General features: G+C 68.3%; 22 protein-coding genes and 1 pseudogene. 9 read left to right on the top strand and 14 right to left on the bottom strand.

The genetic code is table 11. The annotated features are described in order from the left end of the window. Positions 1 to 86: 86 nt before the first annotated feature. Positions 87 to 812 carry a GNAT family N-acetyltransferase gene (locus tag DBV14_RS16110; RefSeq protein ID WP_124460166.1) on the bottom strand — a complete coding sequence of 242 codons (726 nt, stop codon included), beginning with the start codon at positions 810 to 812 and terminating at the stop codon, positions 87 to 89. A gap of 133 nt (positions 813 to 945) precedes the next feature. Here DBV14_RS16110 and DBV14_RS16105 point away from each other — a divergent pair, with 133 nt between their 5' ends. Further along, entirely contained in the window at positions 946 to 2,460 is a 1,515-nt protein-coding gene (locus tag DBV14_RS16105) for a PLP-dependent aminotransferase family protein (RefSeq protein WP_124460165.1), read from the top strand. A gap of 28 nt (positions 2,461 to 2,488) precedes the next feature. Here the strand turns inward: DBV14_RS16105 and DBV14_RS16100 are convergent, their stop codons facing one another. Further along, positions 2,489 to 2,923: a MerR family transcriptional regulator gene (locus tag DBV14_RS16100; RefSeq protein WP_124460164.1), complete on the bottom strand. Its 435-nt coding sequence runs from the start codon at positions 2,921 to 2,923 to the stop codon at positions 2,489 to 2,491. A 106-nt stretch (positions 2,924 to 3,029) separates the two neighbouring features. Here DBV14_RS16100 and DBV14_RS34210 point away from each other — a divergent pair. Beyond that, positions 3,030 to 3,305: pseudogene (locus DBV14_RS34210) on the top strand (alpha/beta fold hydrolase); the annotation flags it as partial. Between the two features lie 97 nt (positions 3,306 to 3,402). Further along, a complete protein-coding gene (locus tag DBV14_RS33920) occupies positions 3,403 to 3,765 on the top strand; it encodes an alpha/beta fold hydrolase (RefSeq protein ID WP_260397073.1) in 363 nt (120 codons plus the stop codon). Between the two features lie 36 nt (positions 3,766 to 3,801). Here the strand turns inward: DBV14_RS33920 and DBV14_RS16090 are convergent, their stop codons facing one another. The 5 genes from DBV14_RS16090 to DBV14_RS16070 form a co-directional block, all read right to left on the bottom strand. Further along, positions 3,802 to 4,773 (bottom strand): ABC transporter substrate-binding protein, encoded by a 972-nt coding sequence (locus DBV14_RS16090; protein ID WP_124460185.1) that lies wholly within the window; start codon positions 4,771 to 4,773, stop codon positions 3,802 to 3,804. Between the two features lie 14 nt (positions 4,774 to 4,787). Further along, positions 4,788 to 5,789, bottom strand: a complete 1,002-nt coding sequence (locus DBV14_RS16085; RefSeq protein WP_124460162.1) for an ABC transporter substrate-binding protein — start codon at positions 5,787 to 5,789, stop codon at positions 4,788 to 4,790. Positions 5,790 to 5,843: 54 nt separating this feature from the next. Further along, positions 5,844 to 6,668 (bottom strand): class II aldolase/adducin family protein, encoded by an 825-nt coding sequence (locus DBV14_RS16080; protein ID WP_124460161.1) that lies wholly within the window; start codon positions 6,666 to 6,668, stop codon positions 5,844 to 5,846. 180 nt (positions 6,669 to 6,848) lie between these two features. Beyond that, positions 6,849 to 7,958 carry an LLM class flavin-dependent oxidoreductase gene (locus DBV14_RS16075; protein ID WP_124460160.1) on the bottom strand — a complete coding sequence of 370 codons (1,110 nt, stop codon included), beginning with the start codon at positions 7,956 to 7,958 and terminating at the stop codon, positions 6,849 to 6,851. Between the two features lie 46 nt (positions 7,959 to 8,004). Further along, the gene (locus DBV14_RS16070; RefSeq protein WP_124460159.1) at positions 8,005 to 9,018 is read right to left on the bottom strand and encodes an ABC transporter substrate-binding protein; all 1,014 of its coding nucleotides are present in this window, start codon (positions 9,016 to 9,018) and stop codon (positions 8,005 to 8,007) included. Between the two features lie 148 nt (positions 9,019 to 9,166). On the opposite strand from DBV14_RS16070, the gene DBV14_RS16065 reads away from it, so the two are divergent. From DBV14_RS16065 to DBV14_RS16045, 5 genes are all read left to right on the top strand, one after another. Then, positions 9,167 to 10,420 carry an acyl-CoA dehydrogenase family protein gene (locus DBV14_RS16065; protein WP_124460158.1) on the top strand — a complete coding sequence of 418 codons (1,254 nt, stop codon included), beginning with the start codon at positions 9,167 to 9,169 and terminating at the stop codon, positions 10,418 to 10,420. Continuing rightward, positions 10,417 to 11,400 carry an ABC transporter substrate-binding protein gene (locus DBV14_RS16060; protein ID WP_124460157.1) on the top strand — a complete coding sequence of 328 codons (984 nt, stop codon included), beginning with the start codon at positions 10,417 to 10,419 and terminating at the stop codon, positions 11,398 to 11,400. Before DBV14_RS16065 ends, DBV14_RS16060 begins: the two co-directional genes overlap by 4 nt. After that, positions 11,397 to 12,029 (top strand): cysteine dioxygenase, encoded by a 633-nt coding sequence (locus DBV14_RS16055; protein WP_124460156.1) that lies wholly within the window; start codon positions 11,397 to 11,399, stop codon positions 12,027 to 12,029. Before DBV14_RS16060 ends, DBV14_RS16055 begins: the two co-directional genes overlap by 4 nt. Further along, positions 12,026 to 13,651 carry a rhodanese-related sulfurtransferase gene (locus DBV14_RS16050; protein ID WP_124460155.1) on the top strand — a complete coding sequence of 542 codons (1,626 nt, stop codon included), beginning with the start codon at positions 12,026 to 12,028 and terminating at the stop codon, positions 13,649 to 13,651. Before DBV14_RS16055 ends, DBV14_RS16050 begins: the two co-directional genes overlap by 4 nt. A 159-nt stretch (positions 13,652 to 13,810) precedes the next feature. Continuing rightward, positions 13,811 to 14,041, top strand: coding sequence for a hypothetical protein (locus tag DBV14_RS16045; protein WP_124460154.1), 231 nt, complete (start codon positions 13,811 to 13,813; stop codon positions 14,039 to 14,041). 54 nt (positions 14,042 to 14,095) lie between these two features. Here the strand turns inward: DBV14_RS16045 and DBV14_RS16040 are convergent, their stop codons facing one another. The 6 genes from DBV14_RS16040 to DBV14_RS16015 form a co-directional block, all read right to left on the bottom strand. Next, a complete protein-coding gene (locus DBV14_RS16040; RefSeq protein WP_124460153.1) occupies positions 14,096 to 15,583 on the bottom strand; it encodes a DEAD/DEAH box helicase in 1,488 nt (495 codons plus the stop codon). A 131-nt stretch (positions 15,584 to 15,714) separates the two neighbouring features. Further along, positions 15,715 to 16,599, bottom strand: a complete 885-nt coding sequence (locus tag DBV14_RS16035; protein WP_124460152.1) for a neutral zinc metallopeptidase — start codon at positions 16,597 to 16,599, stop codon at positions 15,715 to 15,717. 103 nt (positions 16,600 to 16,702) lie between these two features. Beyond that, a complete protein-coding gene (dcd, locus tag DBV14_RS16030) occupies positions 16,703 to 17,269 on the bottom strand; it encodes a dCTP deaminase (RefSeq protein ID WP_124460151.1) in 567 nt (188 codons plus the stop codon). A 76-nt stretch (positions 17,270 to 17,345) separates the two neighbouring features. Continuing rightward, positions 17,346 to 18,632: a guanine deaminase gene (gene guaD, locus DBV14_RS16025; RefSeq protein WP_124460150.1), complete on the bottom strand. Its 1,287-nt coding sequence runs from the start codon at positions 18,630 to 18,632 to the stop codon at positions 17,346 to 17,348. A 76-nt stretch (positions 18,633 to 18,708) separates the two neighbouring features. Beyond that, a complete protein-coding gene (locus DBV14_RS16020; protein ID WP_260397071.1) occupies positions 18,709 to 19,689 on the bottom strand; it encodes a hypothetical protein in 981 nt (326 codons plus the stop codon). 8 nt (positions 19,690 to 19,697) lie between these two features. Then, a complete protein-coding gene (locus tag DBV14_RS16015; RefSeq protein ID WP_124460149.1) occupies positions 19,698 to 20,303 on the bottom strand; it encodes a short chain dehydrogenase in 606 nt (201 codons plus the stop codon). A gap of 107 nt (positions 20,304 to 20,410) precedes the next feature. On the opposite strand from DBV14_RS16015, the gene DBV14_RS16010 reads away from it, so the two are divergent. Then, positions 20,411 to 21,292, top strand: a complete 882-nt coding sequence (locus DBV14_RS16010; protein ID WP_124460148.1) for a LysR family transcriptional regulator — start codon at positions 20,411 to 20,413, stop codon at positions 21,290 to 21,292. 6 nt (positions 21,293 to 21,298) lie between these two features. Here DBV14_RS16010 and DBV14_RS16005 read toward each other — a convergent pair whose 3' ends face one another. Further along, a complete protein-coding gene (locus DBV14_RS16005; RefSeq protein ID WP_124460147.1) occupies positions 21,299 to 22,411 on the bottom strand; it encodes a BMP family ABC transporter substrate-binding protein in 1,113 nt (370 codons plus the stop codon). Between the last annotated feature and the right edge of the window lie 70 nt (positions 22,412 to 22,481).

Raw genomic sequence — 22,481 nt, 5'->3', positions numbered from 1 at the left:
GCAGAGCACACCGTCGGCGTGAGCATCGCCCTGAATGAACCGAACGACAGCGCCCAGTACGACAGCCCCAGCCCTAAGGCGTCATCTCATTCCGCGACAGCAGAGGGTAAACGGAACTTGTCCAACGCCATGCGCTGACGTCCCTGTGCATCGAAGTTGGCCGGAGACAGCCAGCGCTCGAAGGCCGTGCGCAGCACCGGCCATTCGCCATCGATGACCGAGAACCACGACGCGTCGCGGGTGCGTCCCTTGTACATGCTGTATTGCCGGAACACGCCCTCCGCCTGGAAACCCAGACGTGCCGCCGCGCGCTTCGACGGCTCGTTGAAGCTGTCGCACTTCCATTCGTAGCGCCGGTAGCCCAGCGTGTCGAAGGCCAGCTTCATCAACAGGTACTGCGCTTCCGTCGACATCGGCGTGTGCTTCAGCAACGGCGAGAAGTTGACGTGGCCTACCTCGACCACCCCGTTGGTGGCGTCGATCCGCATCAACGACAGCGTGCCGATGGCCCGGCCGCTCTGCCCGTCGATCACCGCGAAGTGCAGCGGGTCGGTGCTCTGCGACAGGCGCTCGATGTGGGCACGCGTGGCGTTCAGGTCGGCGGGGCGCTCGACGCCCAGGTAGGTCCAGTCGCGGCCGTCGGGGGCCTGCGCGTAGGCGGCGTGCAGGTCGTCGGCGTGCCTGGCGGCGTTGACGGGTTCGAGCGTGCAGTAGCGGCCTTCGATGGTCTGGCGCGGCGGCAGCGGGCGCGGGCGCCATTCGGGCACGGGGGCGCCGATGGACTGGCCGTATTCGTTGTGGCGGACTGGCATGGGACAACTTTCGATAGGGAAAAAAGACGGCATCGCCGGAGACCGATAAAGTACGCCCAACGTGGCGCCACAGGAAGTGCCACGGTTAATACTTTTCATGGTGCCACGTGCCCCTGCCGTTTCCTCTCTCCCGATGACCGATTCGCCCGACCTCGCCACCGCCACGCTGCTCGAAGCCGCCCTCGTGAAAGACCGCGACGCGGGCTCGATGCAGCGCCAGCTGCACGACCGCTTGAAGCGCGCGATTCTCGATGGCAGCCTGGCGCCGGGCAGCCGGCTGCCGGGCTCGCGCGCGCTGGCCGAGGCGCTCTCCATCTCGCGCAACACCGTCACCGCGACCTACGAGCACCTGGCGGCCGAAGGCTATGTGCAGCCCGACCGCCAGGGCACGCGCGTGACCGAGCTGTCGTCGCCCGCACTGCTGGCACCGACGGCACTCACGGCTCTTTCAACGCGTTCCGCGCGCGCCGGCAAGCCGGCGACCGCCACGCCGCCCACCGCGCTGCGCCTCGCCCGCATCCAGTCCAGCGCCCCGCGTGCCGAGATGGACGCCGCCCTGCGCCCCGGCATGCCCTCGCTGTCGCACTTTCCTGCCGCCGCATGGCGGCGCGCGCTCGACCGTGCCATTCGCAATGCCAGCCCGGCCACGCTCGGCTACGGCGATCCGCTGGGCGAGCTGCCGTTGCGCGCGGCCATCGCGCGGCACCTGGCGATTGCGCGCGGCGTGCGCTGCGAGCCGCACCAGGTGGTCATTGCCGAAGGCGCGCAAGAGGCCATTTCGCTGTGCGTGCGGCTGCTGTCCAACCCCGGCGACACCGGCTGGGTCGAAGACCCGGGCTACCGCGGCGCAAAGGCCGCCATGCATGCGGGCGACCTGCGCATCGTGCCGCTGCGGGTCGATGCCGAAGGGCTGTGCGTGAGCGAGCACGACTGGCACAAGCACCCGCCCCGGTTGATCTACACCACGCCGTCGCACCAGTACCCGGCCGGCTCGGTGTTGAGCATCGCGCGCCGGCTGGCGCTGATTGCGCAGGCGCGCCACCACGGCGCGTGGATCATCGAGGACGACTACGACAGCGAGTTCCGCCACAACGGCGAGCCCATCGGCGCCATGCAGGGGCTGGTGGCGCAGTCGCCGGTGCTGTATGTCGGTACCTTCAGCAAGACGATGTTTCCGTCGTTGCGGCTCGGCTTCGTGGTGCTGCCCGAACAGCTCATGGCCGCCGTGCGGGTCCCGCTCGAAGAAATGCTGCGGGGCGGGCACCGCCACGAGCAGTTGGCCATGGCCGACTTCATCGAGAGCGGCCAGTTCAGCCGGCACCTGGGCCGCATGCGGCGGCTGTACCGCGACCGGCAACAGGCGCTGCGGCTGGCACTGGGCAAGCACCTCAAGGTGCCGCACGAGATCGACGGTGGCCACTGCGGACTGCACCTGACGGTGCGGCTGCCCCAGCGTTTCGATGACCGGCGGATTGCCGCCGAGGCGCTGCGCCACCGCATCGCGCCGTCGGCGCTGTCGGGCTTCGCGATGCAGCCCACGGCGTCGGACAACGGGTTGGTGCTGGGCTACGGCAACACGCCGGCCGAGCTGTTCGAGCCACTGGTGAAGCGGCTGTCGCAACTGGCGCGCGCGGCGGAACGCGCCTAGGGCAGGCTGCCCTGCCCGTTCGGCCCGATCACTTCGCGGCGCGGCGTCGCGGCGATGCCGGCCGCGTCCCGTTGGCCACGCCGATCACCGGAGGTTCCGGGGGCGAGCCGGTGCCATCGGCACGCAGCCAGAGAATTTTCGCGTCGACGAACCGGCGCATTGCGGCAAGCTCTTCCGCCCGCTGGCTCAGCTTGTCGCGTTGCTCGAGCATGGCCTGGAGCATGCCGCTCTTGCCGCCGGCACGGCGCTCGTTCATCAGCAGCTTGATCTCGGCAAGCGACATGCCCATCGCCTGCCCCGCACGGATGGCGGCCACCACGCGCAGGTCTCTTTGCGAGAAGTCCAGGTAAGGGCGCGTGCCACCCGCATGCCCCGTCCTGGGCTGCAGCAGCCCTTCCCGCACATAGAACCGGACCGTGGCCACCCCAAGGCCGGCTGCTTCAGAAAACTCCGCGATCCACATGAAGGTCCTCCGCACTGCTTGACTGTGTACTGAACTTCACACTTATAACAAGCGGTCGACACGCCACAAACCACGGACCACCACGGCCCTTCTGAAGGAATTCGAAATGACGAACCAGACACCGCTGCTGCTCTTGCCCGGCCTCATGAACGACGAGCGGGTATGGGACCCGGTCCGCAAGGCCTTGCCCACCGGGCGCGATGTCGTCGTGTCCTCGACGCACACGGCCGACACCATTCCGGCGCTGGCAGCCTCCGCGCTCGCCGCCATGCCGTCGGGAAAGTTCGCGGTCGCGGGTTTTTCCCTCGGCGGCTACGTGGCGCTCGAAGTGTGCCGGCAGGCCGGCCAGCGCGTCGCCGGCGTTGCGCTTCTCGACACCGGGGCCCGCGCCGATTCTGAAGAAGCCATGCAGAACCGCCGGCGCATGGTGGCGGCGCTGGAAACAGGCAACGCCAGCTTTGCGCAGGTCCGCGACACGGGTGCTGCATGCATCGCATGCGGAAGACCCGCAACTGCTCGCGCTGCTTGGCAGCATGGCGCAAAGCGTGGGAACCGATGGGTTCAAGCGCCAGCAGGCGGCCGCGATGAACCGGCAGGATGCCCGCGACGTGCTGCCGACGCTGCATTGCCCCGCCCTGGTCTTGTGTGGGCGCGAAGACCAGATCACGCCGCCGGCACTGAGCGAGGAAATGGCGGGCCTGTTGCCCGGAGACGTCGAGCTGGCCGTGGTGCCGCAATCGGGCCACATGTCGACGCTGGAACAGCCCGCCACGGTCGTCGCGGCTTTCATGCGGTGGCTCGGGCGCGTCGATGCGGCAGCGTCTCCGCTCGCCGGCCGGTGACGTGCCGCACCTCGTCGAGCCGCCTGCCAGGGCCCATCAACCCGCCACGCCGAAGCCCGTGTCGAAGGTGCCCTTCACGTCGAGCGGCTGCTTGATGAGCCCGACCTGCCGGTAGAAGTCGGCCGTGCCCTGCTGGTCGGCAATGACCTGCGCATCGATGGCCACCCACTTCTGCTGGCGGCGTTCGAACTGCAACTTCGCCGCCTCGGGCGGGATACCGATGATGCGGGCCAGCGCGGCCGAATAGGCATCGACGTTGCGGTACGACCAGAGCTGCGCCTTCACCACGCGCTGCAGAAAGTCCTGCAGCACCGGCCGCTTGGCGGCGATGGCCGAATCGGTGGCCGCGAGATAGCTCAGGCCCGGCAGCAGCCCGCGCCCGCTGACCAGCACGCGCGCGTGGTGGCTGACCTCGGCCAGCGCGGTGTAGGGCTCCCACGTGGCCCAGGCATCGACCGAGCCCTGCGTGAGCGCGAGCTTGGCATCGGCCGGCGCAAGGAAGCGGATGTTCACGTCCTCCGGCTTGAGGCCGGCCGCGGTGATGGCCTTCAGCGTGACGTAGTGGCCGATGGAGCCGCGGTTGGTGGCGATGCTCTTGCCCTTCAGGTCGGCCGCATTCTTCAGTGGCGAGTCGGGCCGCACCAGCACCGCGGTGCCGTACGAGTCGGACCGGTTCGCGCCGATGGCCTTGACGCGCGTGCCGGCGGCCAGCGCGAAGATCAGCGGCGCATCGCCGATGGGGCCGGAGTCGACCGCCGCCGCGTTCAGCGCTTCGGCCAGCGGCGCGGCCGCGGGAAATTCGGACCACTGGATGTCGTAGCCCAGGCCTTCGAGTCCGTTGGCCGCTTCGAGCAATGCACGCAGGCCGCCCTTCTGGTCACCGGCCTTGAGCACGGGTCGCGCCTGTGCGCGGGCTTGCAACGAAAAGGCGGGCAACGCGACAGCGGTGGCGGCTGCGAGGCCGTGGGCGAGCAGCTTGCGGCGCGAGGAATCTGGATGCGGGGTCATGGGTTCGGTGCTGCTCATGCCAGCGGGTCGTAGGAAACGTGCTCGGCAAATTTCACCGGGTCGGTGGTCTTCTTGAGCACGCCGACGCTGCGGAAATCGCGCGCATAGAACTCCACCTCGTCGCGCAGGTTCTTGCCCAGCGGATGGTGGTTGTGCGTGAGCGTGCCCAGCAGCGCGCGCAGGTCTTCGACCGGCACCTTGGGCGAATACTTGGCGAACAGCTTGGCCGATTCGTTCGGGTTCTCGGCCACGTAGTCCGAGGCCTGGGCAATGGCGCGCACCAGCGAAGCCACGGTGGCCTTGTCCTTGCGCACCAGCTCGCCGCGCGCGCCGACGATGCAGCAGACCTTGTCCTTGTATTCGCCCGACAGGTTGCTGGCCACCTCGACGTACACGCCCTTGTTGCGCTTCTCGATCAGGTAGATATTGGGGTCGCCGTCGGCAATGGCGTGGATCTCGCCCTTCTGCACCGCGATGTCGAGCAGGTCGGCCGGGTACTGGCGCCAGGTGACGTCCTTGTCCGCATCGATGCCGTTCTTGGCCAGCAGGATCGAGAAGAAATTCTTGCCCGGGCTCGTGATGTCCGACACGCCGATGGTCTTGCCCTTGAGGCTGGCCAGGTTGCTCACGCCCGCGGCCTTGGCGCCCACCAGCCGCACGCAACCGCCGTGCGAGCTGCCGACGATCTTCACGTCGAAGCCCGACTCCAGCGGCTTGAGCCAGCGGTGGATCATGCCCACCGCGGCATCGGCCTTGGCGGTGGCCAGCGACTCCAGCAGCTGGTCGGTGGAGCCGGTGTAGTTGATCAGGTCGACCTGCAGGCCGTTGCGCTCGAAGTAGCCGCGCTCCTGCGCCACCACCACGGGCGAGAGGCAGAAGGCCGTGGCGTTCCACGCGAAGGTGAGCTTGCGCGCCTGCTGCGAAAACGCCTGCGAGGCGATCAGGCCGCCCGAGGCGACCACGGCGGCGGCGCCGCCTGCGCGCAGCACGCCGCGGCGGGAAAGGGATACGGTCATCGGCAACTCCGGAAGTCTTGTTGTGTCTTGTTCGTGGCTGGCTTGTGCCTCGGCCTACAAAAGCAGCTCGGGCTCGGCTTCGACCAGGCCTTCGTAGAGGCTGTCGAAGGAATGAATGGCGCCCTCGGGGCCGCCGATCTGCGCGTGCGTGTGGCACGCGGTGTCCTCGTCGATGGGCTGCGGCTTGCCGGCGGCTTCGGCCAGCAATTGCGTGTGGCAGGCGTTGTCGAGCGCGATGTACCACCACGCGGCGGCCTCCACCGTGGGGCCGGCGGTCAGGATGCCGTGGTTCTTGAGAATCGCGCCCTTCCTGTCGCCCAGCGCCTGTGCGATGCGGTCGCCCTCGCTGGTGTCGACCACCATGCCGGTGAAGTCGTCGAACAGCGCCACGTCGTCGTGGAACACGCAGCTGTCCTGCGTGAGCGTGTCGAGCTTGCGGCCCAGCGTGGACCAGGCCTTGCCGTAGGTCGAATGCGTGTGGGCGGCGGCAACGATCTTCGGGTTGTGCTCGTGGATCGCGGCGTGAATGGCGAAGGCAGCCTTGTTGAGCGGCTTGTCGCCGATGACGGTCTCGCCCTTCGAATTGACGAGCAGCAGGTCGGACACCTTGATGCGCGAGAAATGAATGCCGAGCGGGTTGACCCAGAAGTGGTCGGTGAGCTCGGGGTCGCGCGCGGTAATGTGGCCGGCCAGGCCTTGCGCAAAGCCGAAGCGCGCGAACAGCCGGAAGGCACCGGCCAGGCGCTCCTGCCGGTGACGGCGCTCGGCCTGCACGCTGGTGCGCGCGGGGATGGGATCGAACCAGTATTTCTGCTGCGGGTTCGGGTTGAGCTTGAGCGACTGCGGGGCGTTGCGGTCGATCGAAAGAACGGCACTCATGGGATTTCCTCGTGTTCGGTTTCTTGGCTCTTGGCTCTAGGGTCTTGGGTCTTGCTCATTCCCCTCCCGGGGGAAGGTTGGGATGGGGGCACGACGGCCTTCAACGCTGCGCGGCGTTGAATGCCGCTTGCCCCCACCCCTGCCCCCCCCCGGAAGGGGAGGGGGAAAGAAAAGACGGACTCAGGCAGCCTTGCGAACCGAGGCTGCGCGCTGCGCAACCAGCTCGCGCGTGCGCGGGATCAGCTCGCGCCCGTAGTCCGTCGCGTCCTCCAGCGGATCGAATCCGCGAATCAGGAAGGTGGTCACGCCCAGGTCGTAGTAGTCGAGCAGCGCATCGGCCACCTGCTCCGGCGTGCCCACCAGCGCGGTGCTGTTCGAGCGGCCACCGATCTCCTGCGCCACCGCGGTCCACAGGCGCTTGTCGACACGCGGCCCCTTGTCGGCGGCGGCCAGCAGGCGCTTGGCGCCTTCGCTCTGCTGCGGGCCGCCGCGGTTGTAGCCCTGCACCACTCGCAGCCGCTTGGTCTCGGCCAGGATGTTCTCGGCACGGGCCCATGCGGCGTCTTCGGTCTCGGCCAGGATCGGGCGGAACGACACCGAGAAGCGCACGCTGCGTCCGTGCTTCGCGGCCTCGGCACGCACGCGCGTGGTCAGCTCGCGCGCCTGCTCCAGCGATTCGCCCCACAGCGCATACACGTCGGCGTATTTGCCGGCGACCGGAATCGCGGCCTCCGACGCACCGCCGAAGTACACCGGCACATGCGGCTTGCCGTTGCGCGTCTGTAGCGGCTTCACCTCGGAGAAAGCGTTCTGGTAGCGGTAGTGCGCGCCTTCGTGGTCGAAGGGCTTGTCGGCGGTCCACACCTTGTGCAGCACCTCCAGGTATTCGTCGGTGCGGGCATAGCGCTGGTCGTGGTCGAGCCAGTCGCCGTCGCGGCGCTGCTCTTCGTCGGAGCCGCCCGAGATGTAGTGCACGCCGAGCCGGCCGCCGCTGAACTGGTCGAGCGAAGCGAACTGCCGCGCCGCCAGCGTGGGCGCCACGAAGCCGGGCCGGTGCGCCAGCATGAAGTGGATGCGCTCGGTTACCGAGGCCGCATAGGCCACGGTGAGCGTGGCGTCGGGGCCGGTCGAATGGTGCGGCACCAGCACGCGGTCGAAGCCGGCGTTTTCGTGCGCCTGCGCGAAGGCGCGCACGTAGTCGCGGTCGATGGCCGGGCCCTTGGCGGCGTGGATCTCCGAGACCTTCTGGCCCTGGATCATGCCGATGAATTCAACGTCGTTCTGGCTCATGGTGTCCTCGTTTTTCGGAGTGCTGCTGGGTGTGTGAGGGAGGGAATCAGGCGGCGGCAGGCGCGCGCAGCACGCTCTCGAAGCTGCGGTCCCACAGGGGCTTCACGTCGGCCGGGCCGTCGAGCACGCCGATCTTCAGGAAGGTGTCGGCCACGTCCTGGTGGCTGCGCACCACGGCGTCGCTCACCGGGCCCAGGCTGTAGTCGCCGCTGCGGCCGTTGAACAGCTCGACGATGTCGCCGATGGGCACGCGCGTCTCGGCCGACTGCGCGCGCGCATAGGCCAGGAAGTTGCCGTTGATCCCTGCAAAGGAACGCTGCAGGCGCTGCAGCAGGTCGCTCAGTGCGGCCCGGCGCAGCGCATCGTCGAGCGCGCGCGGGTTGGCATAGATGGGGAAGTTGCCCGAGAGATAGCCCACGCCGGTCTTGATGACGCGCGCGCCGTACTGGGTGCGTGCAATCTGGCCGTTGTAGCCATAGATGGCCCAGGCATCGAGGTCGCCGCGCGCAAAGGCCGAGAGGCCGTCCGATGGCGTCAGGCTCACGGCCTGAATGTCGCTGAACGAAAGCCCCGCTTCCGCCAGTTGCTTGGCCAGGTAGTAGTGCGAGGTGGTGGCGCGCACATAGCCCACGCGCTTGCCCTTGAAGTCGGCAATGCTGCGAATGAGCGAATCCTTGCGCGCCAGCGTGGCCTGGTTGTTCAGGTCTTCGTGCGTCACGGCCACCAACCGCACGCTGGACTTCTGGCGCGCCGCGAACACCGGCGGAATTTCGCTGCCCGAGCCCAGGTCGAGCGCGTCGCCGTTGATGGCCTCGATGTGCAGCACGCCGTTGTTGAGCTCGCGCCAGTCGATCTTGTAGGGCGTGTCGGCCTGCCCAGAGGCCTGCAGCAGCGGCCGCCAGAGCCCCTTGTAGGTGCCCACGCGCAGCGTCACGCCCGACAGGTCACGGTCACGAGGTGATGGCGTGGCCGCGCCGGCCCACCCGGCCGTGGCGGCGGCGCCCCATGCGGCGGCAGCTTGCAGCAGGCTGCGTCGGTCCAGGGGGAAATCGGGGGTCATGCGTCGAGGTCTTTCTTTGTTGCTCCCCGCTTCGGGAGTCACGAGACCGTAACGAGACGGCCCCTGAAAGCGAACGCAGAAAAACGAGTTTGGATATGCGGGATGCGTCGTTCTACGGGCTCGGGCAGCCCGCTACCGTGCGGGAACCATGAGTGCACTCCCCTTGCGCCGCACGCCGGCCACGCCTGAAGAACAACCCACGCACCGGCCCACCACCGTCGACCCCGCGGTGCTGGGCCAGCTGTCAGCCCAGTTCGCCGCCACCGCGGCCGACCACGACCGCAGCGGCGCGTTCCCGCACGACAACTTCGCGGCGCTGCAGGCGCACGGGCTGGTCGGGCTGGTGGCGCCGGCCGCGCACGGCGGCGGTGGCGCCACGCTCGACACGGCACGGCGCGTGATTGCCGCCGTGGCGCGCGGCGAGCCGGCGACGGCGCTGATCCTCACGATGACCTATCTGCAGCACCACGGCCTGTCGCGCACCGACAGCCGCTGGCCACAACCGTTGCGCGAACGCGTGACGCGCGACGCGGTGGAACGCGGCGCGCTCATCAATGCGCTGCGCGTGGAGCCCGCGCTCGGCTCGCCGGCCCGCGGCGGCCTGCCCGGCACCGTGGCACGGCGCGAGGGCAGCGGCTGGAAGATCGACGGCCACAAGCTCTACACCACCGGCATCGAAGGCCTGGCGTGGCTCGCCGTGTGGGCCCGTACGCACGAGGCCGGCGAGGCCTCGCCCCGCACCGGCGTGTTCCTGGTGCCGCGCCACGCGCCCGGCGTGCGCGTCATCGCAAGCTGGGACCACCTGGGCCTGCGCGCCTCGGGCAGCCATGAGGTGGTGTTCGAGAACGTCGCCATCGACCTCGACCATGCGGTCGACCTGCGCGCGCCGGCCGACTGGGCGCCCGATGCCGGCAGCCAGACCGACATCGACGCCCACGCCACGCAACAGGCCTGGATGGTGGTGCTGCTGGGCAGCCTCTACGACGCGGTGGCGCGGGCCGCCCGCGACTGGCTGGTGGGCTTCCTGAACGGCCGCGCACCCGGCAGCCTGGGCGCGCCGCTGGCCAGCCTGCCGCGCGTGCAGGAGCACGTGGGCGAAATCGAGGCGCTGCTGCGCACCAACCGCGTGCTGCTCGACGACGCGGCCAGCGCCGTCGACCACGGCCACGCGCACCCGGCCGCCGACAGCGGCCTGCTGAAGTACACCGTGACGGGCAACGCCATTCGCGTGGTCGAGCTTGCGCTGCAGCTGAGCGGCAACCACGGCCTGACGCGGCAGAACCCGCTGGAGCGCCACTACCGCGACGTGCTGTGCAGCCGCATTCACACGCCGCAGAACGATGCCATCCTGATTGCAGCGGGCAAGCGCGCGCTGCTGCCGACTGAGAGAATTGCCGCATGACCGACCTGCTGTTGTCCAACGCCTCCCGCCGCGGCTGGCTGAAGCAAGGCGCCGCGCTATCGCTGGCCGCCACCGGCTCGCTGCGCGCCTTCGCCCAGCAGCCGCAGGCCACGCTGGTGCTCGGCGACCAGGCCGGCGGCCTGCGCTCGCTGTTCGAAGCCTCGAAGGCACTCGATGGCGCGCCCTTCGCCTATCGCTGGGCCAACTTCCAGGGTGCGGCGCCGCTGTTCGAGGCGCAACGCAGCGCGGCCGTCGATACCGCGATGGCCGGCGACCTGCCGGTGCTGGCCGCGGCCGTCGGCAAGACCCCGCTGAAGATCGTGGCCACGCGCGTCGGCAAAGCCGATTCGCTGGGCATCGTGGTGCAGCCCGACTCGCCGCTGCGCAGCGTGGCCGAGTTGCGCGGCAAGACCGTGGTCGTCTCGTCGGCGCGCGGCAGCATCTCGCAGTACCAGCTCTATGGCGCGCTCGAAGAAGCCGGCGTGCGGCGCGACGAGGTGACGGTGAAGTTCGTGCTGCCCACCGACGCGGCCGCCGCCTTTGCGTCGAAGCAGATCGACGCCTGGGCCATCTTCGATCCGTACTACACGATCGCGCTGCAGCAGGGCGGGCGCATCCTGCGCGACGGGCGCGGCATCAACACCGCGCTGGGCTTCATCACGGCGAGCGAGCATTCGCTGGCCGACCCGGCCCGGCGCGCGGCCATCGTGCAGTTTCTCGACCGGCTGGGCCGCGCGGGCGACTGGGCACTGGCCAACCCCGAGGCCTATGCGCAGGCCTACAGCCAACTCACGCGGCTGCCCATCGAGTCGTCGCGCATCATCACCGCGCGGGCCTCGGTGGCGGGCCGCCCGGTGAGCGAAGCCGACATCGTCGCGCTGCAGGCCGTGGCCGACCGCTCGCTGCGCGACGGCATCCTGCCGGTGCGCGTGGACGTGCGCGCGATCACCGACACGCAGGTCTGGAAGCGCGCGGCATGAGCACAGCGTTGCCCATCGCACCGCCGTCCATCGCGCCGCTGCGCGAATTCGTCGGCGCCTTCGGCCGGCTGCTCGACAGCGCACCCGACGAGCCGCGCATCCTTGCCGAAGGCGGCGCGCTGTTGCGCACGCTGGTGGCGCGCGACGACTGGCTGCCCGATGCATTCGCCCAGCCCGACCCAGCGCGCTACCAGCAGTTCCTGCTGCATGCGGACAGCACCGAGCGCTTTTCGGTCGTGAGCTTCGTGTGGGGGCCGGGGCAGGCCACGCCGGTGCACGACCACACGGTGTGGGGGCTGATCGGCATGCTGCGCGGCGCGGAGTACAGCCAGGGCCATGTCTTCGGCAGCGACGGCATTGCACGGCCGCAAGGCGAGGTGGTGCGGCTCGATGTGGGCGACGTGGAAGCCGTGTCGCCCACCGTCGGCGACCTGCACCGCGTGCACAACGCGCATGCCGACCGCGTGTCGATCAGCATCCACGTGTACGGCGCGAACATCGGTGCCGTGCGACGGCATACTTACCCGACAGAGGGCGGCCGCAAGCCCTTCGTCTCCGGATACTCCAACGCGCTGCTGCCCAACCTGTGGGACCGCTCCGCCGAACTCAGATCGACAACGCCTGAATGACGACGACCGCCACCTTTCCCCTGCTCTCTTTTGCCGCCGTGCGCGAGCGCCTGCTGGCCCGCGAAGAAACCGCCCTGCTCGACGTGCGCGAGGAAGATCCGTTTGCGCAGGAACATCCGCTGTGGGCCGCGAACCTGGCGCTGTCGCGCATCGAGATCGAAGCCTGGCGGCGCATTCCCCGGCGCGACACGCTGATCGTTTTGTATGGCGCGCACGACGGCATCGATCTTGCGCCGCTGGCGGCCCAAACGCTGGCCTCGCTCGGCTACACCAACGTGCACCTGCTCGACGGTGGCCTCGAAGGCTGGCGCGCGGCGGGCGGCGAGCTGTTCCGCGACGTCAATGTGCCGAGCAAGTCGTTCGGCGAGCTGGTCGAGCACGAGCGGCACACGCCCTCGCTCTCGGCGCCCGAGGTGAAGGCGCTGGTGGAAGGCAAGGCGAATGTGGTGGTGCTCGATGCGCGCCGCTTCGACGAATACCAGACGATGAGCATTCCCTCGGCCACCAGCGTGCCCGGCGCGGAGCTGGTGCTGCGGGTGCGCGAGCTGGCACCCGATCCGGCCACGCAGGTCATCGTCAATTGCGCGGGCCGCACGCGCAGCATCATCGGCACGCAGTCGCTGGTGAACGCGGGCATTCCGAACCCGGTGGCTGCGCTGCGCAACGGCACCATCGGCTGGAAGCTGGCGGGGCAGGTGCTCGACCACGGGGCCGACAGGCAAGCACCGGCTGCCGTGTCCGCTGCGCACCGCGAGCAGGCGCAAGCCGATGCAGGTCGCGTCGCCGATGCGGCCGGCGTGCGGCGCATTGCGCTCGATGCGCTGCAGGCGCTCGAAACGCCGGGCCGCACGGTGTATCGCTTCGACGTGCGCACGCCGGAAGAATATGCGGCGGGCCACCTGCCCGGCTTTGCGAGCGCACCCGGCGGGCAACTGGTGCAGGAAACCGATCACCAGGTGCCGGTGCGCGGCGCGCGCATCGTGCTGGCCGACGACGATGGCGTGCGGGCGTCGATGAGCGCCTCGTGGCTCGCGCAGATGGGGTGGGAGGTGTATGTGCCGGACACGGTGCCAAGTGCTTCGGCGTTGACCGAAACGGCAGCGCCGGCATCAGCGCATCCGCCGGTGGCCGTTGCCGTGAGCGAGATCGCACCCGCCGCGCTGTCGGCCTTGCTGAAGCAACCCGGCACGGTCGTGCTCGACGTGACGACCAGCGCCAACTACGTGAAGCGCCACATCCCCGGCGCCTGGTACGTGATTCGCGCGCAGCTTGCGCAGGCGCTCGATGGCCCCATTCCCTCCGCGCAGCGCTACGTGCTGACCTGCGGCAGCAGCCTGCTCGCACGCTACGCGGCGGCGGACCTGCGCACGCTGCTCGATGCGCGCGGCAAGGCCGATGCCGAAGTGCTGGTGCTGACGGGTGGCAATGCGGCGTGGTTTGCCGCGGGCCTCGAAGCCGAAACGGGCGAAACCCGCCTGGCCACGCCACGCACCGACCGCTACCGCCGCCCCTACGAAGGCACCGATGCGCCGGCCGAGGCGATGCAGGCGTACCTCGACTGGGAGTTCGGCCTGGTCGCGCAACTGGGGCGCGACGGCACCCATCATTTCCGAGTGATCTGAGGCTGCGGAACCGTCACAGGACGAAAGCGATTTGAAAGGGACGCAACGCGCCGGTCACACTGTTTCGCAGGGGTAAAGGGGCGTCGCGGGCGTCATCCGCCACGGGTTCGGGGCGTTGGTTAGGGCATACCGACAACAACTCGTCCCAGGAGCATCGCCATGAGATACCGCGCCGTTCTCGCCTTGTCCGCCGCCGCCCTGGCGGCCAGTTTCACCCTCGCCGGCTGCGTGGTCGCGCCGGCCCAACCCGTCTACGCAGCGCCTCCGGGCGTGGCCTACGTGGGGCCGACCTATGTGTCGCCGGGGGTGGGTTTCGTGTGGGCGTATCACCCGCGCTATGGCTGGGGATGGCACCACCCGCGGTACGGCTGGCACCGCGGTTGGCGCTGAATGAAATACGGCGCCTGTTGGCGCCGTAATTCTTTTGCTAGTCAGCCAGCTTGATCAGCTCGGCTCCGCGCTCTTGAAAAGAGCCGCAACCTTGCGCTTGGTCTTGATGTTGCTGGAGATGCCGCGTGCGGGCGTTGCCTTGGCGGCGGCTTCCCAGGCGGGGGTGGCGTCGGGCGCGCCCGGTTCGTAGGGCTTGTCGAAGAACGGATCGCGCGGTGCCGACGGGCGGTGCGGGCGTCCGCCACCGCTGCCGCCGCCACGGCGTGCATCGCCGCCGCTCAGGCTGCTGTTGCTGCTGCGTTCGCGCGGCTGGTCGAGCACATCGCGTGCGTCGCCGGCTTCGCCTTCTTCGCGCCAATGACGGCGTCCGTCGTTGATGCGGCCACGCGGTGCGTCTTCTTCGAACTCGACGGGCTCGAGCTCGATCTTCTTCTTGATGAGCTTCTCGATGTCGGCCACCAGGCGGACGTCGTTGCCGCCGCTGGCAAAGCTCACGGCCAGGCCGGAAGCGCCGGCGCGGCCGGTGCGGCCGATGCGGTGCACGTAGTCTTCGGCGTTGAACGGAATGTCGAAGTTGAAGACTGCCGGCACGTCCTTGATGTCGAGGCCGCGGGCCGCGACGTCGGTGCACACCAGCAGGTCGACTTCACCGGCCTTGAACGATGCGAGCGCCTTCAGGCGTTCGTCCTGGCTCTTGTCGCCGTGCAGTGCGGTGGTACGCAGACCATCGCGCTCCAGCGAGCGTGCGAGGCGCGCGCAGCCGAGCTTGCTGTTGACGAACACGAAGGCCTGCGTAATGCCGCGCTGCTTCACGATCTGCTTGAGCGCGCGGCGCTTGTCGTCGTCGCTCACGCTGTAGAAATGCTGCTCGACGGTGGACGCCGTTTCGTTCGGCCGCGCCACTTCGATGGTGACGGGGTTCTGCAGGTAGCTGCCTGCAAGCCGCTTGATTTCGGGCGAGAACGTGGCCGAGAACAGCAGCGTGGTGCGCTGCTTGGGCAGGTAGCTCAGGATGCGCTGCAGGTCGGGCAGGAAGCCGATGTCGAGCATGCGGTCGGCTTCGTCGAGCACCACGTACTCGACCTGGTTGAGCACCGCGTTCTTGGCCTCGATGTGATCGAGCAGCCGGCCCGGCGTGGCGACCAGCACCTCGACGCCCTTCTTCAACTCGAGCGTCTGCGGCTTCATGTCGATGCCGCCGAACACGACCGTGCTGCGCAGGTTGGTGTACTTGGCGTACAGCTTGACCTGTTGCGCGACCTGGTCGGCCAGTTCACGCGTGGGCAGCAGCACCAGCGCGCGCACCGGATGCCGCGCGGGTGAGGTCGATGCGTTTTCGTGCTTGAGCATGCGCTGCAGCAACGGGAGCGAAAACGCTGCCGTCTTGCCGGTGCCGGTCTGGGCGGCGCCCATCACATCCTGCCCGGAAAGCACGACCGGAATGGCCTGCTCCTGGATGGGTGTCATGGTCTCGTAGCCCATTTCGGCCACGGCGCGCGCCAGCGGTTCTGCCAGCGAAAGATTGGAGAAGGAACTTGTCATTGAGCCCGCTATTGTCGCACTGCCGCAAAAAACGGCAGTGACGGCGGCGTGACAACGCCCGTGCCGGCGGAATTGCTATTTATTCAATAGCAACAAACCCAGCACCGACAAGCCCTTCAAGCCCTCGAAGCTCAGAGGCTGCGTGCGTTGAAGGTGTCGCAGGACTTCATGTCGCCGCTTTGATAACCCGCGCCGAACCAGCGTTGGCGTTGCGCGCTGGAGCCGTGGGTGAAGCTGTCGGGCACCACCGCACGGCCCGCGGAACGCTGCAATGCGTCGTCGCCGATCTTCTGCGCGGCGTTCATGGCAGCCTCGATGTCGCCCGGATCGAGCCACTTCTTCGACTCCTGCGAATGGTGCGCCCACACGCCTGCAAAACAGTCGGCCTGCAGCTCGACACGCACGCTCATGGCGTTGTTCTGCGTCTGGCTCAGTCGTTTGCGCATGCCGTCGACCTTGGCGGTAATGCCGAGCTCGTCCTGCACATGGTGGCCGACCTCGTGCGCGATGACGTAGGCCTGTGCAAATTCGCCCGGTGCGCCGAGCTGGTTCTTCAGCGTGTCGTAGAAGCCCAGGTCGATGTAGACCTTCTTGTCGCCGGGGCAGTAGAACGGGCCCATGGCCGATTGCCCGGTGCCGCACGCCGTGGGCGTGACGCCACGGAACAGCACCAGCTTGGGCGCCTGGTAGCTACCGCCGTTCTTGCGGAAGATGTCGGTCCACACCACTTCGGTGTTCTTGAGCACGGTCGAGACGAAGGCCGCCTCGCGGTCGCTCGATGGAGGCTTGGGCGCCGGGCCCTGCTGTTGCTGCACCTGGGCCGGCCCGCCGCCACCGCTGAGCAGGCTCAGCACGGTGAGCGGGTTGATGCCGAAGATCCAGCCACCGATCAGCGCGACCACGATGGTGCCGATGCCGATGCCGCGGCCGCCGATGAAGCCGCCACCACCACCGCCGCCGCCCTCGCCGCGGCGGTCTTCGACGTTATCGGATTGTTCGTTGCCTTCCCATCTCATCGCAGTCTCCTTACCGGCTTTGCAGAAGTTATTGCCAGTCGTCGCAGGATGGTACTTGCCCCGGCGCCCGGTGGCGTAACCGGCGGTCAGGACGCGCGGTGAATCAGGTCTTGGGCAGCGTGACGCCGCGCTGGCCCTGGTACTTGCCGCCGCGGTCCTTGTAGCTGGTTTCGCAGACTTCGTCGCTCTCGAAGAACAGCACCTGCGCGCAGCCTTCGCCCGCGTAGATCTTGGCGGGCAGCGGCGTGGTGTTGCTGAATTCCAGCGTCACATAGCCTTCCCATTCGGGCTCGAACGGCGTCACGTTGACGATGATGCCGCAGCGCGCATAGGTGCTCTTGCCCAGGCAGATGGTCAGCACGTTGCGCGGGATGCGGAAGTACTCGACGGTGCGCGCCAGCGCGAAGCTGTTGGGCGGAATGATGCAGTAGTCGCCGTGCATGTCGACGAAGCTCTTCTCGTCGAAATTCTTCGGGTCGACCACGGTGCTGTGGATGTTGGTGAAGACCTTGAATTCAGGCGCGCACCGGATGTCGTAGCCGTAGCTCGAGGTGCCGTAGCTGATGATCTTGTGGCCCGAGGATTCGCGCACCTGGCCCGGTTCGAAGGGGTCGATCATTCCTTCGTTTTCGGCCATGCGCCGGATCCATTTGTCGCTCTTGATGCTCATATGCGCTCGCTGCTGCTGCGGGGGAATCGGGGCCGAATTGTGGCATGGGCGCCCCGCCTCCCCTCCCCGGCGCGGTTCAGCCCGCCTGCGAAATCACCGTGCGCTCGATCAGCCGGTCGTCGCCCAGCACGATCATCGCGAACAGCATTTCCTCCAGGTTGTTCGCCAGCGAGGTCTTGCGCGCCAGCAGTGGCGTGGCCGCCGGGTTCAGCACCAGGAAATCGGCCTCGCAGCCGGGCTGCAGGTTGCCGACCACGCCATCGAGCCCCAGCGAACGCGCGGCGCCGCCGGTGTGGTGCCACCACAGCCGCGAGGGCGGAATGCTCAGCCCGGTCTTGGTCTGCCCTTCTCGGCCCACGTAGTAGGCCGCCAGCATGGTGTGGAAGGGGCTGAAGCTGGTGCCGCCGCCCACGTCGCTCGCCAGGCCATAGGGCGACGCGATGCGGTCGGCCGCGCCGAAGTCGAAGAAGCCGCTGCCCAGGAACAGGTTGCTGGTCGGGCTGACGGCGGCGGCGGTTTTCGTTTCGCGCATCAGGCGGCGGTCTTCGTCGTCGATGTAGATGCAGTGCGCGTACACGGCCCGCTCGCGCATCAGGCCGAAGCCGGCGTACACGTCCAGGTACGAGCGCGACTTGGGGTACAGCTCGCGTGCCCACTTCACTTCGTCCCTGTTTTCGGCCACGTGCGACTGGATCCAGGTGTCGGGGTACTTTGCCGCCAGTTCGCCGGCACCACGCAGCTGCGCATCGGTGCTGGTGGGCGCGAAGCGTGGCGTGATGGCGTAGCCCAGGCGATCGACGTTGTGCCACTTGCGGATCAGCGATTCGGTGTCGGCCAGGCTCTGCTCGGTCTGGTCGCGAACGCCGTCCGGCGAGTTGCGGTCCTGCAGCACCTTGCCGGTGATCATGCGCAGCTTGCGGCGCTGCGCGCTCTCGAAGAAGGCATCGACCGAGGCCACGTGCGAGGTCGCGAAGGCCAGCGAAGTCGTCACGCCGTTGCGCAGCAGTTCGTCGAAGAACACGTCGGCCACTTCGCGCGAATGCGCGGGGTCGACGAACCTGGCCTCCGCGGGAAAGGTGTAGTTCTCGAGCCAGGGCAACAGCCCCGGCGAAGGTGCGCCGATGATGTCGGTCTGCGGAAAGTGGATGTGCATGTCCACGAAACCCGGCGCCAGGATGCGGCCCGGCAGATGAGTGACATCGGCATCAAGGTGGCGCGGCGACACGGCCGCATGGCTGCCGGCGTAGAGCACGCGCTGGCGGCCGGTGCTGTCGGGGGCGACGACCAGCAGGCCGTCTTCATCGAAAACGGGCAGGCCAGCGTCGTCGAATCGCAGGAGGGAGGCGCGGTAGGCTTTTTTCATCGTGGCTGCGGAGGGTAATCCAGCCCCGCGCCGCCGCAATTTCCATGCGCATATGAGTGCTATACGCGGAATGCACTCACTGAAGCGGCGGCAGCGCGTGCGACTGGATGTCGAAGGGCACGCCGGTGGGCACGGGCGGGTCGCCGTCCTTGCGCCGGGTCAGCAGCGAATACTTCGATTCGATGAAGTACACGCGGTCGCCCAGCACGGCACCGGACGACGGATCGTTGAGCCCCGCCACCACGGTCCGCAGGCCCAGCTTCGTGCCTTCGATGCGCGCCACGGTGACCTGACCGCCATACGGCCCTCCGCCGAAGGCATTGCTCTCGAACAGCACCAGCCGGCCGGGCTTCCAGGCGCGGATCGCGTCCACGTTCTTCATCGTGCGCGGCGCCTCGATGCGCGTGACCTCGCCGGCCTGGCCATCGGCGCCGAGGCCGATGCGCAGCAGGTAGGGCGCCGCGGCCACAAGGCTCACGTAGACGTCGCGCCCGCCATCGATGGCGATGCCGTTCAGGCCCTTGTATGGCCCTTCTCCGGCCAGCGCCGGGCCTTCCTTCCACACCGTGAGCGCGGCGGCACCGGGCGCAAGCCGCAGCACGCGCGGATGGTAGGAATCGGTGATGTAGAGATTCCCCCGCGCGTCCTGCGCCATGTCGTTGCAATAGCCGTTGCCGGGCATCGCGTAGCTTGCGCGCGGCGCACCCGTTGCCAGGTCGTAGCGCTTGAGCGCGCTCGGTGTCTGCGGCACGGTGGTGAAGCCGCTGTTGCCCGAGCAGACCCACAGGGCCTGGTGCCTGGCATCGACCAGCACGCCTTGCCCGTTCGCCAGGCCATTGGCGCCGGGCTTCACCAGCACTTCGGCCTTGGGCGCCACGCCGGGCTTCAGTCGCGCGACCGCGCCCTGTCGCCAGCTGCCGACGTAGAACGATCCGTCGGGCCCGATGGCCACGCTCTCGGGGTACCAGTCCTCGGGCAGTGCCTGCAATGCGGGTGGCGCGGCAACGCCAGCGGCCGCGATGGTGGCCAGCGCAAGCAATGCACCAGTGGGCTTCATGTGCCCGCTCATTGCCACACGCGAAACACGCGCCCCGTCAGCGGTCCTTCGATGCTGCGGACATAGGCCAGCGCCGCGCGCGCGGCCGGTACGGTTTCGACGCCGGGAAAAAGCGCGCCGTACGCGGCCGACGATTCGGTCAGCAGCGTCGGGCTCACCGCATTGATGCGCAGGCCGCGCGGCAATTCGATCGCCGCGCCCCGCACGAAACCCTCGACCGCCGCATTCACCGCGGCCGCGTTGCTTCCCCCGCGAACCGGGTCTTCGGCGGCGACGCCCGTGGTCAAGGTGATCGAGCCGCCGTCATGCAACACGCGCTGGCCCAGCAGCGCGAGCCGCACCTGGCCGAGCAGCTTGTCCTGCAGGCCGACGTTGAAGTTTGCCGGCGTCATCTCGGTGACCGGTCCGAAGAACAGGCCACCCGCCGCCGACACGATGGCATCGACACGCCCCACCGCCGCATACAGCGCCTCGACGCTCGCATCGCTCGTGATGTCGACCTTCAGGTCGCCGCGCGTGCGGCCCGCGCGCACCACCTCGTGACCGCGTTCGGCCAGCACCTGTGCCACTGCGCTGCCCACCGCGCCCGTAGCGCCCACAACAAGAACCTTCATGGAAAACCTCGCCAGATGAATGAAAGAAGGCCCATTGTTTTGCGAATCGATTGTTTGATAAATTGCCTTTCGGTTCGGCAATTCGAAACTTTGGGTTTTCAATCGATATGGACAAGCTGCGCGCCATGGAAGTCTTCGTCGCCACGGTGGACGCGCGCAGCTTCGCGGCGGCGGCCGATGCGCTCGACCTCTCCGCCGTGATGGTCGGCAAGCACATCCGCGCCCTCGAAGAACAGCTGGGCGCGCGCCTGCTCGAACGCACCACGCGGCGCCACGCGCTCACGGAGATCGGCGCCGCCTACCTGGAGCGCTGCCGCGACGTGCTGGCCAGCGTCCACACTGCCGACGGCGTGGCCGAGTCGCTGCGCGCCATGCCGCAAGGCGTGCTGCGCGTGACGGCGCCCGTGGCCTATGGCGCGCACCGGCTCACCCCGGTCATCGGCGAGTACATCGCCGCCCATCCGCAGGTGAAGGTCGACCTGGTGTTGAACGACCGCGTGGTCGACCTGGCCGAAGAGGGATTCGACTGCGGCATCCGCTCGGGCGCGGCGGTCGACGAACGCCTCATCGCACGGCCGCTCGCGCTGTCGCGCATGTTCGTGGTCGCAAGCCCGGCCTGGGTCGCGCAGCACGGACAGCCGAAGCATCCATCGGACCTCGAAGCCTTTCCGCTGCTGGGCTTTGCCACCTGGGGGCCGAACCATTCATGGCGCTTCACGCGCGACGGCCAGACCGTTCACGTGCCGGTGCGCGGCCCGCTCACCACCAACAACGGACAGGCCTTGCTGGCGGCCGCAATGGCAGGCATGGGCGTGATCGTGCAGGCCGATGCCTTGCTCGGCCCCGCCCTGGCCTCGGGCCAGGTGGTTCAGCTGCTGCCCGAATGGGAATTGCCGACGCGCCAGGTGCACATCGTGCGGCTGCCCGAGGCGCGGCCCAGCGCCAAGCTGCGCACCTTCGTCGACTTCGTGGTCGAGCGGCTGGGTTAGAGGCGGCTAGCGCGTCACGCGCCCCTGCACGCCTTCGGCCAGCCAGTTCATCTTCAGGATCTGCTCGTCGTTCAGTTGCGCGCCCTTCGCGATGACGACGTGGCCTTCGTTGTCGCGCACGTCGCCCGCCACCGCGCGGAACGGCTGCAGCTTGCCGGCCGCGATGTCCTGCTGGCGCGCCAGCACTTCCTGCTGCACGGCCTTGGGCACCTTGGTGCCGAAGTCGCCGACGCGGATCATTCCTTCCTTCACGCCGCCCCAGAGGTTGCCGCTTTTCCAGCTGCCGTCGAGCACCGCGCGGGCGCGCTGCGTGTAGTAGCCGCCCCACTGGTGCGTGACCGCGACGATCTGCGCGTCGGGCGCCATCTTGCGCATGTCGGAGTGGTAGGCCACGGCCATCTTGCCGCGCTCCTGCGCCGCCGACATCACGGCGGTCGAGCCGGTGTGGAAGGCCACCACATCGGCGTTCTGGTTGAACAGCGCCATGGCCGCGTCGCGTTCCTTCGGCGGGTCGAACCACTCGTTGAGCCACACCACCACGACCTTCGCATTCGGGTTCACCGAGCGCATGCCGAGCGTGAAGGCGTTGATGCCCTGCAGCACTTCGGGAATGGGAAAGCCCGCCACATAGCCCGCCACGTTCGTCTTCGTCATGCGGCCCGCCGCAATGCCCGCCAGGTAGCGGCCTTCGTAGTAGCGCGCGTTGGCGGTCGCCACGTTGGGCGCGAGCTTGTAGCCGGTGACCGATTCGAACTTCGCGTCGGGGAAGTCCTTCGCCACCTTCAGCGTGGGCTCCATGTAGCCGAAGCTCGGCGTGAAGATGAGCTTGTTGCCCTGCTGCGCAAGGTCGCGGATCACGCGCTCGGCGTCGGCCCCTTCGGCCACGTTCTCGACGAAGGTGGTCTTCACACGGGCGCCCAGTGCGGCTTCGACGGCCTTGCGGCCCTCTTCATGCTGGCGCACCCAGCCGGCATCGGTGACCGGCGTGACGTAGACGAAGCCGATCTTCAGCGGCTCCTTCGGCGCCTGCGGCTGCGAAAAAACGGGGGATGAAAAGCTGGTGAAAAAGCAGGCGGTTGCCCACGCCAGAACGGCGCGGCCCGCGAGGTTTTTGTACATGGTGGTCCTCTACATGGCCCCGGAAATGCAAAACCCGCAGCCGGCCGGGACGCCCGGCTGCGGATGCGGA

It is taken from the genome of Variovorax sp. KBW07, from assembly GCF_003852515.1.
In the GTDB taxonomy this organism is placed as follows: Bacteria; Pseudomonadota; Gammaproteobacteria; order Burkholderiales; family Burkholderiaceae_C; genus Variovorax.
The sequence above is the reverse complement of the archived record's forward strand: the minus strand, read 5'-3'. Positions and strand labels throughout refer to the sequence as shown.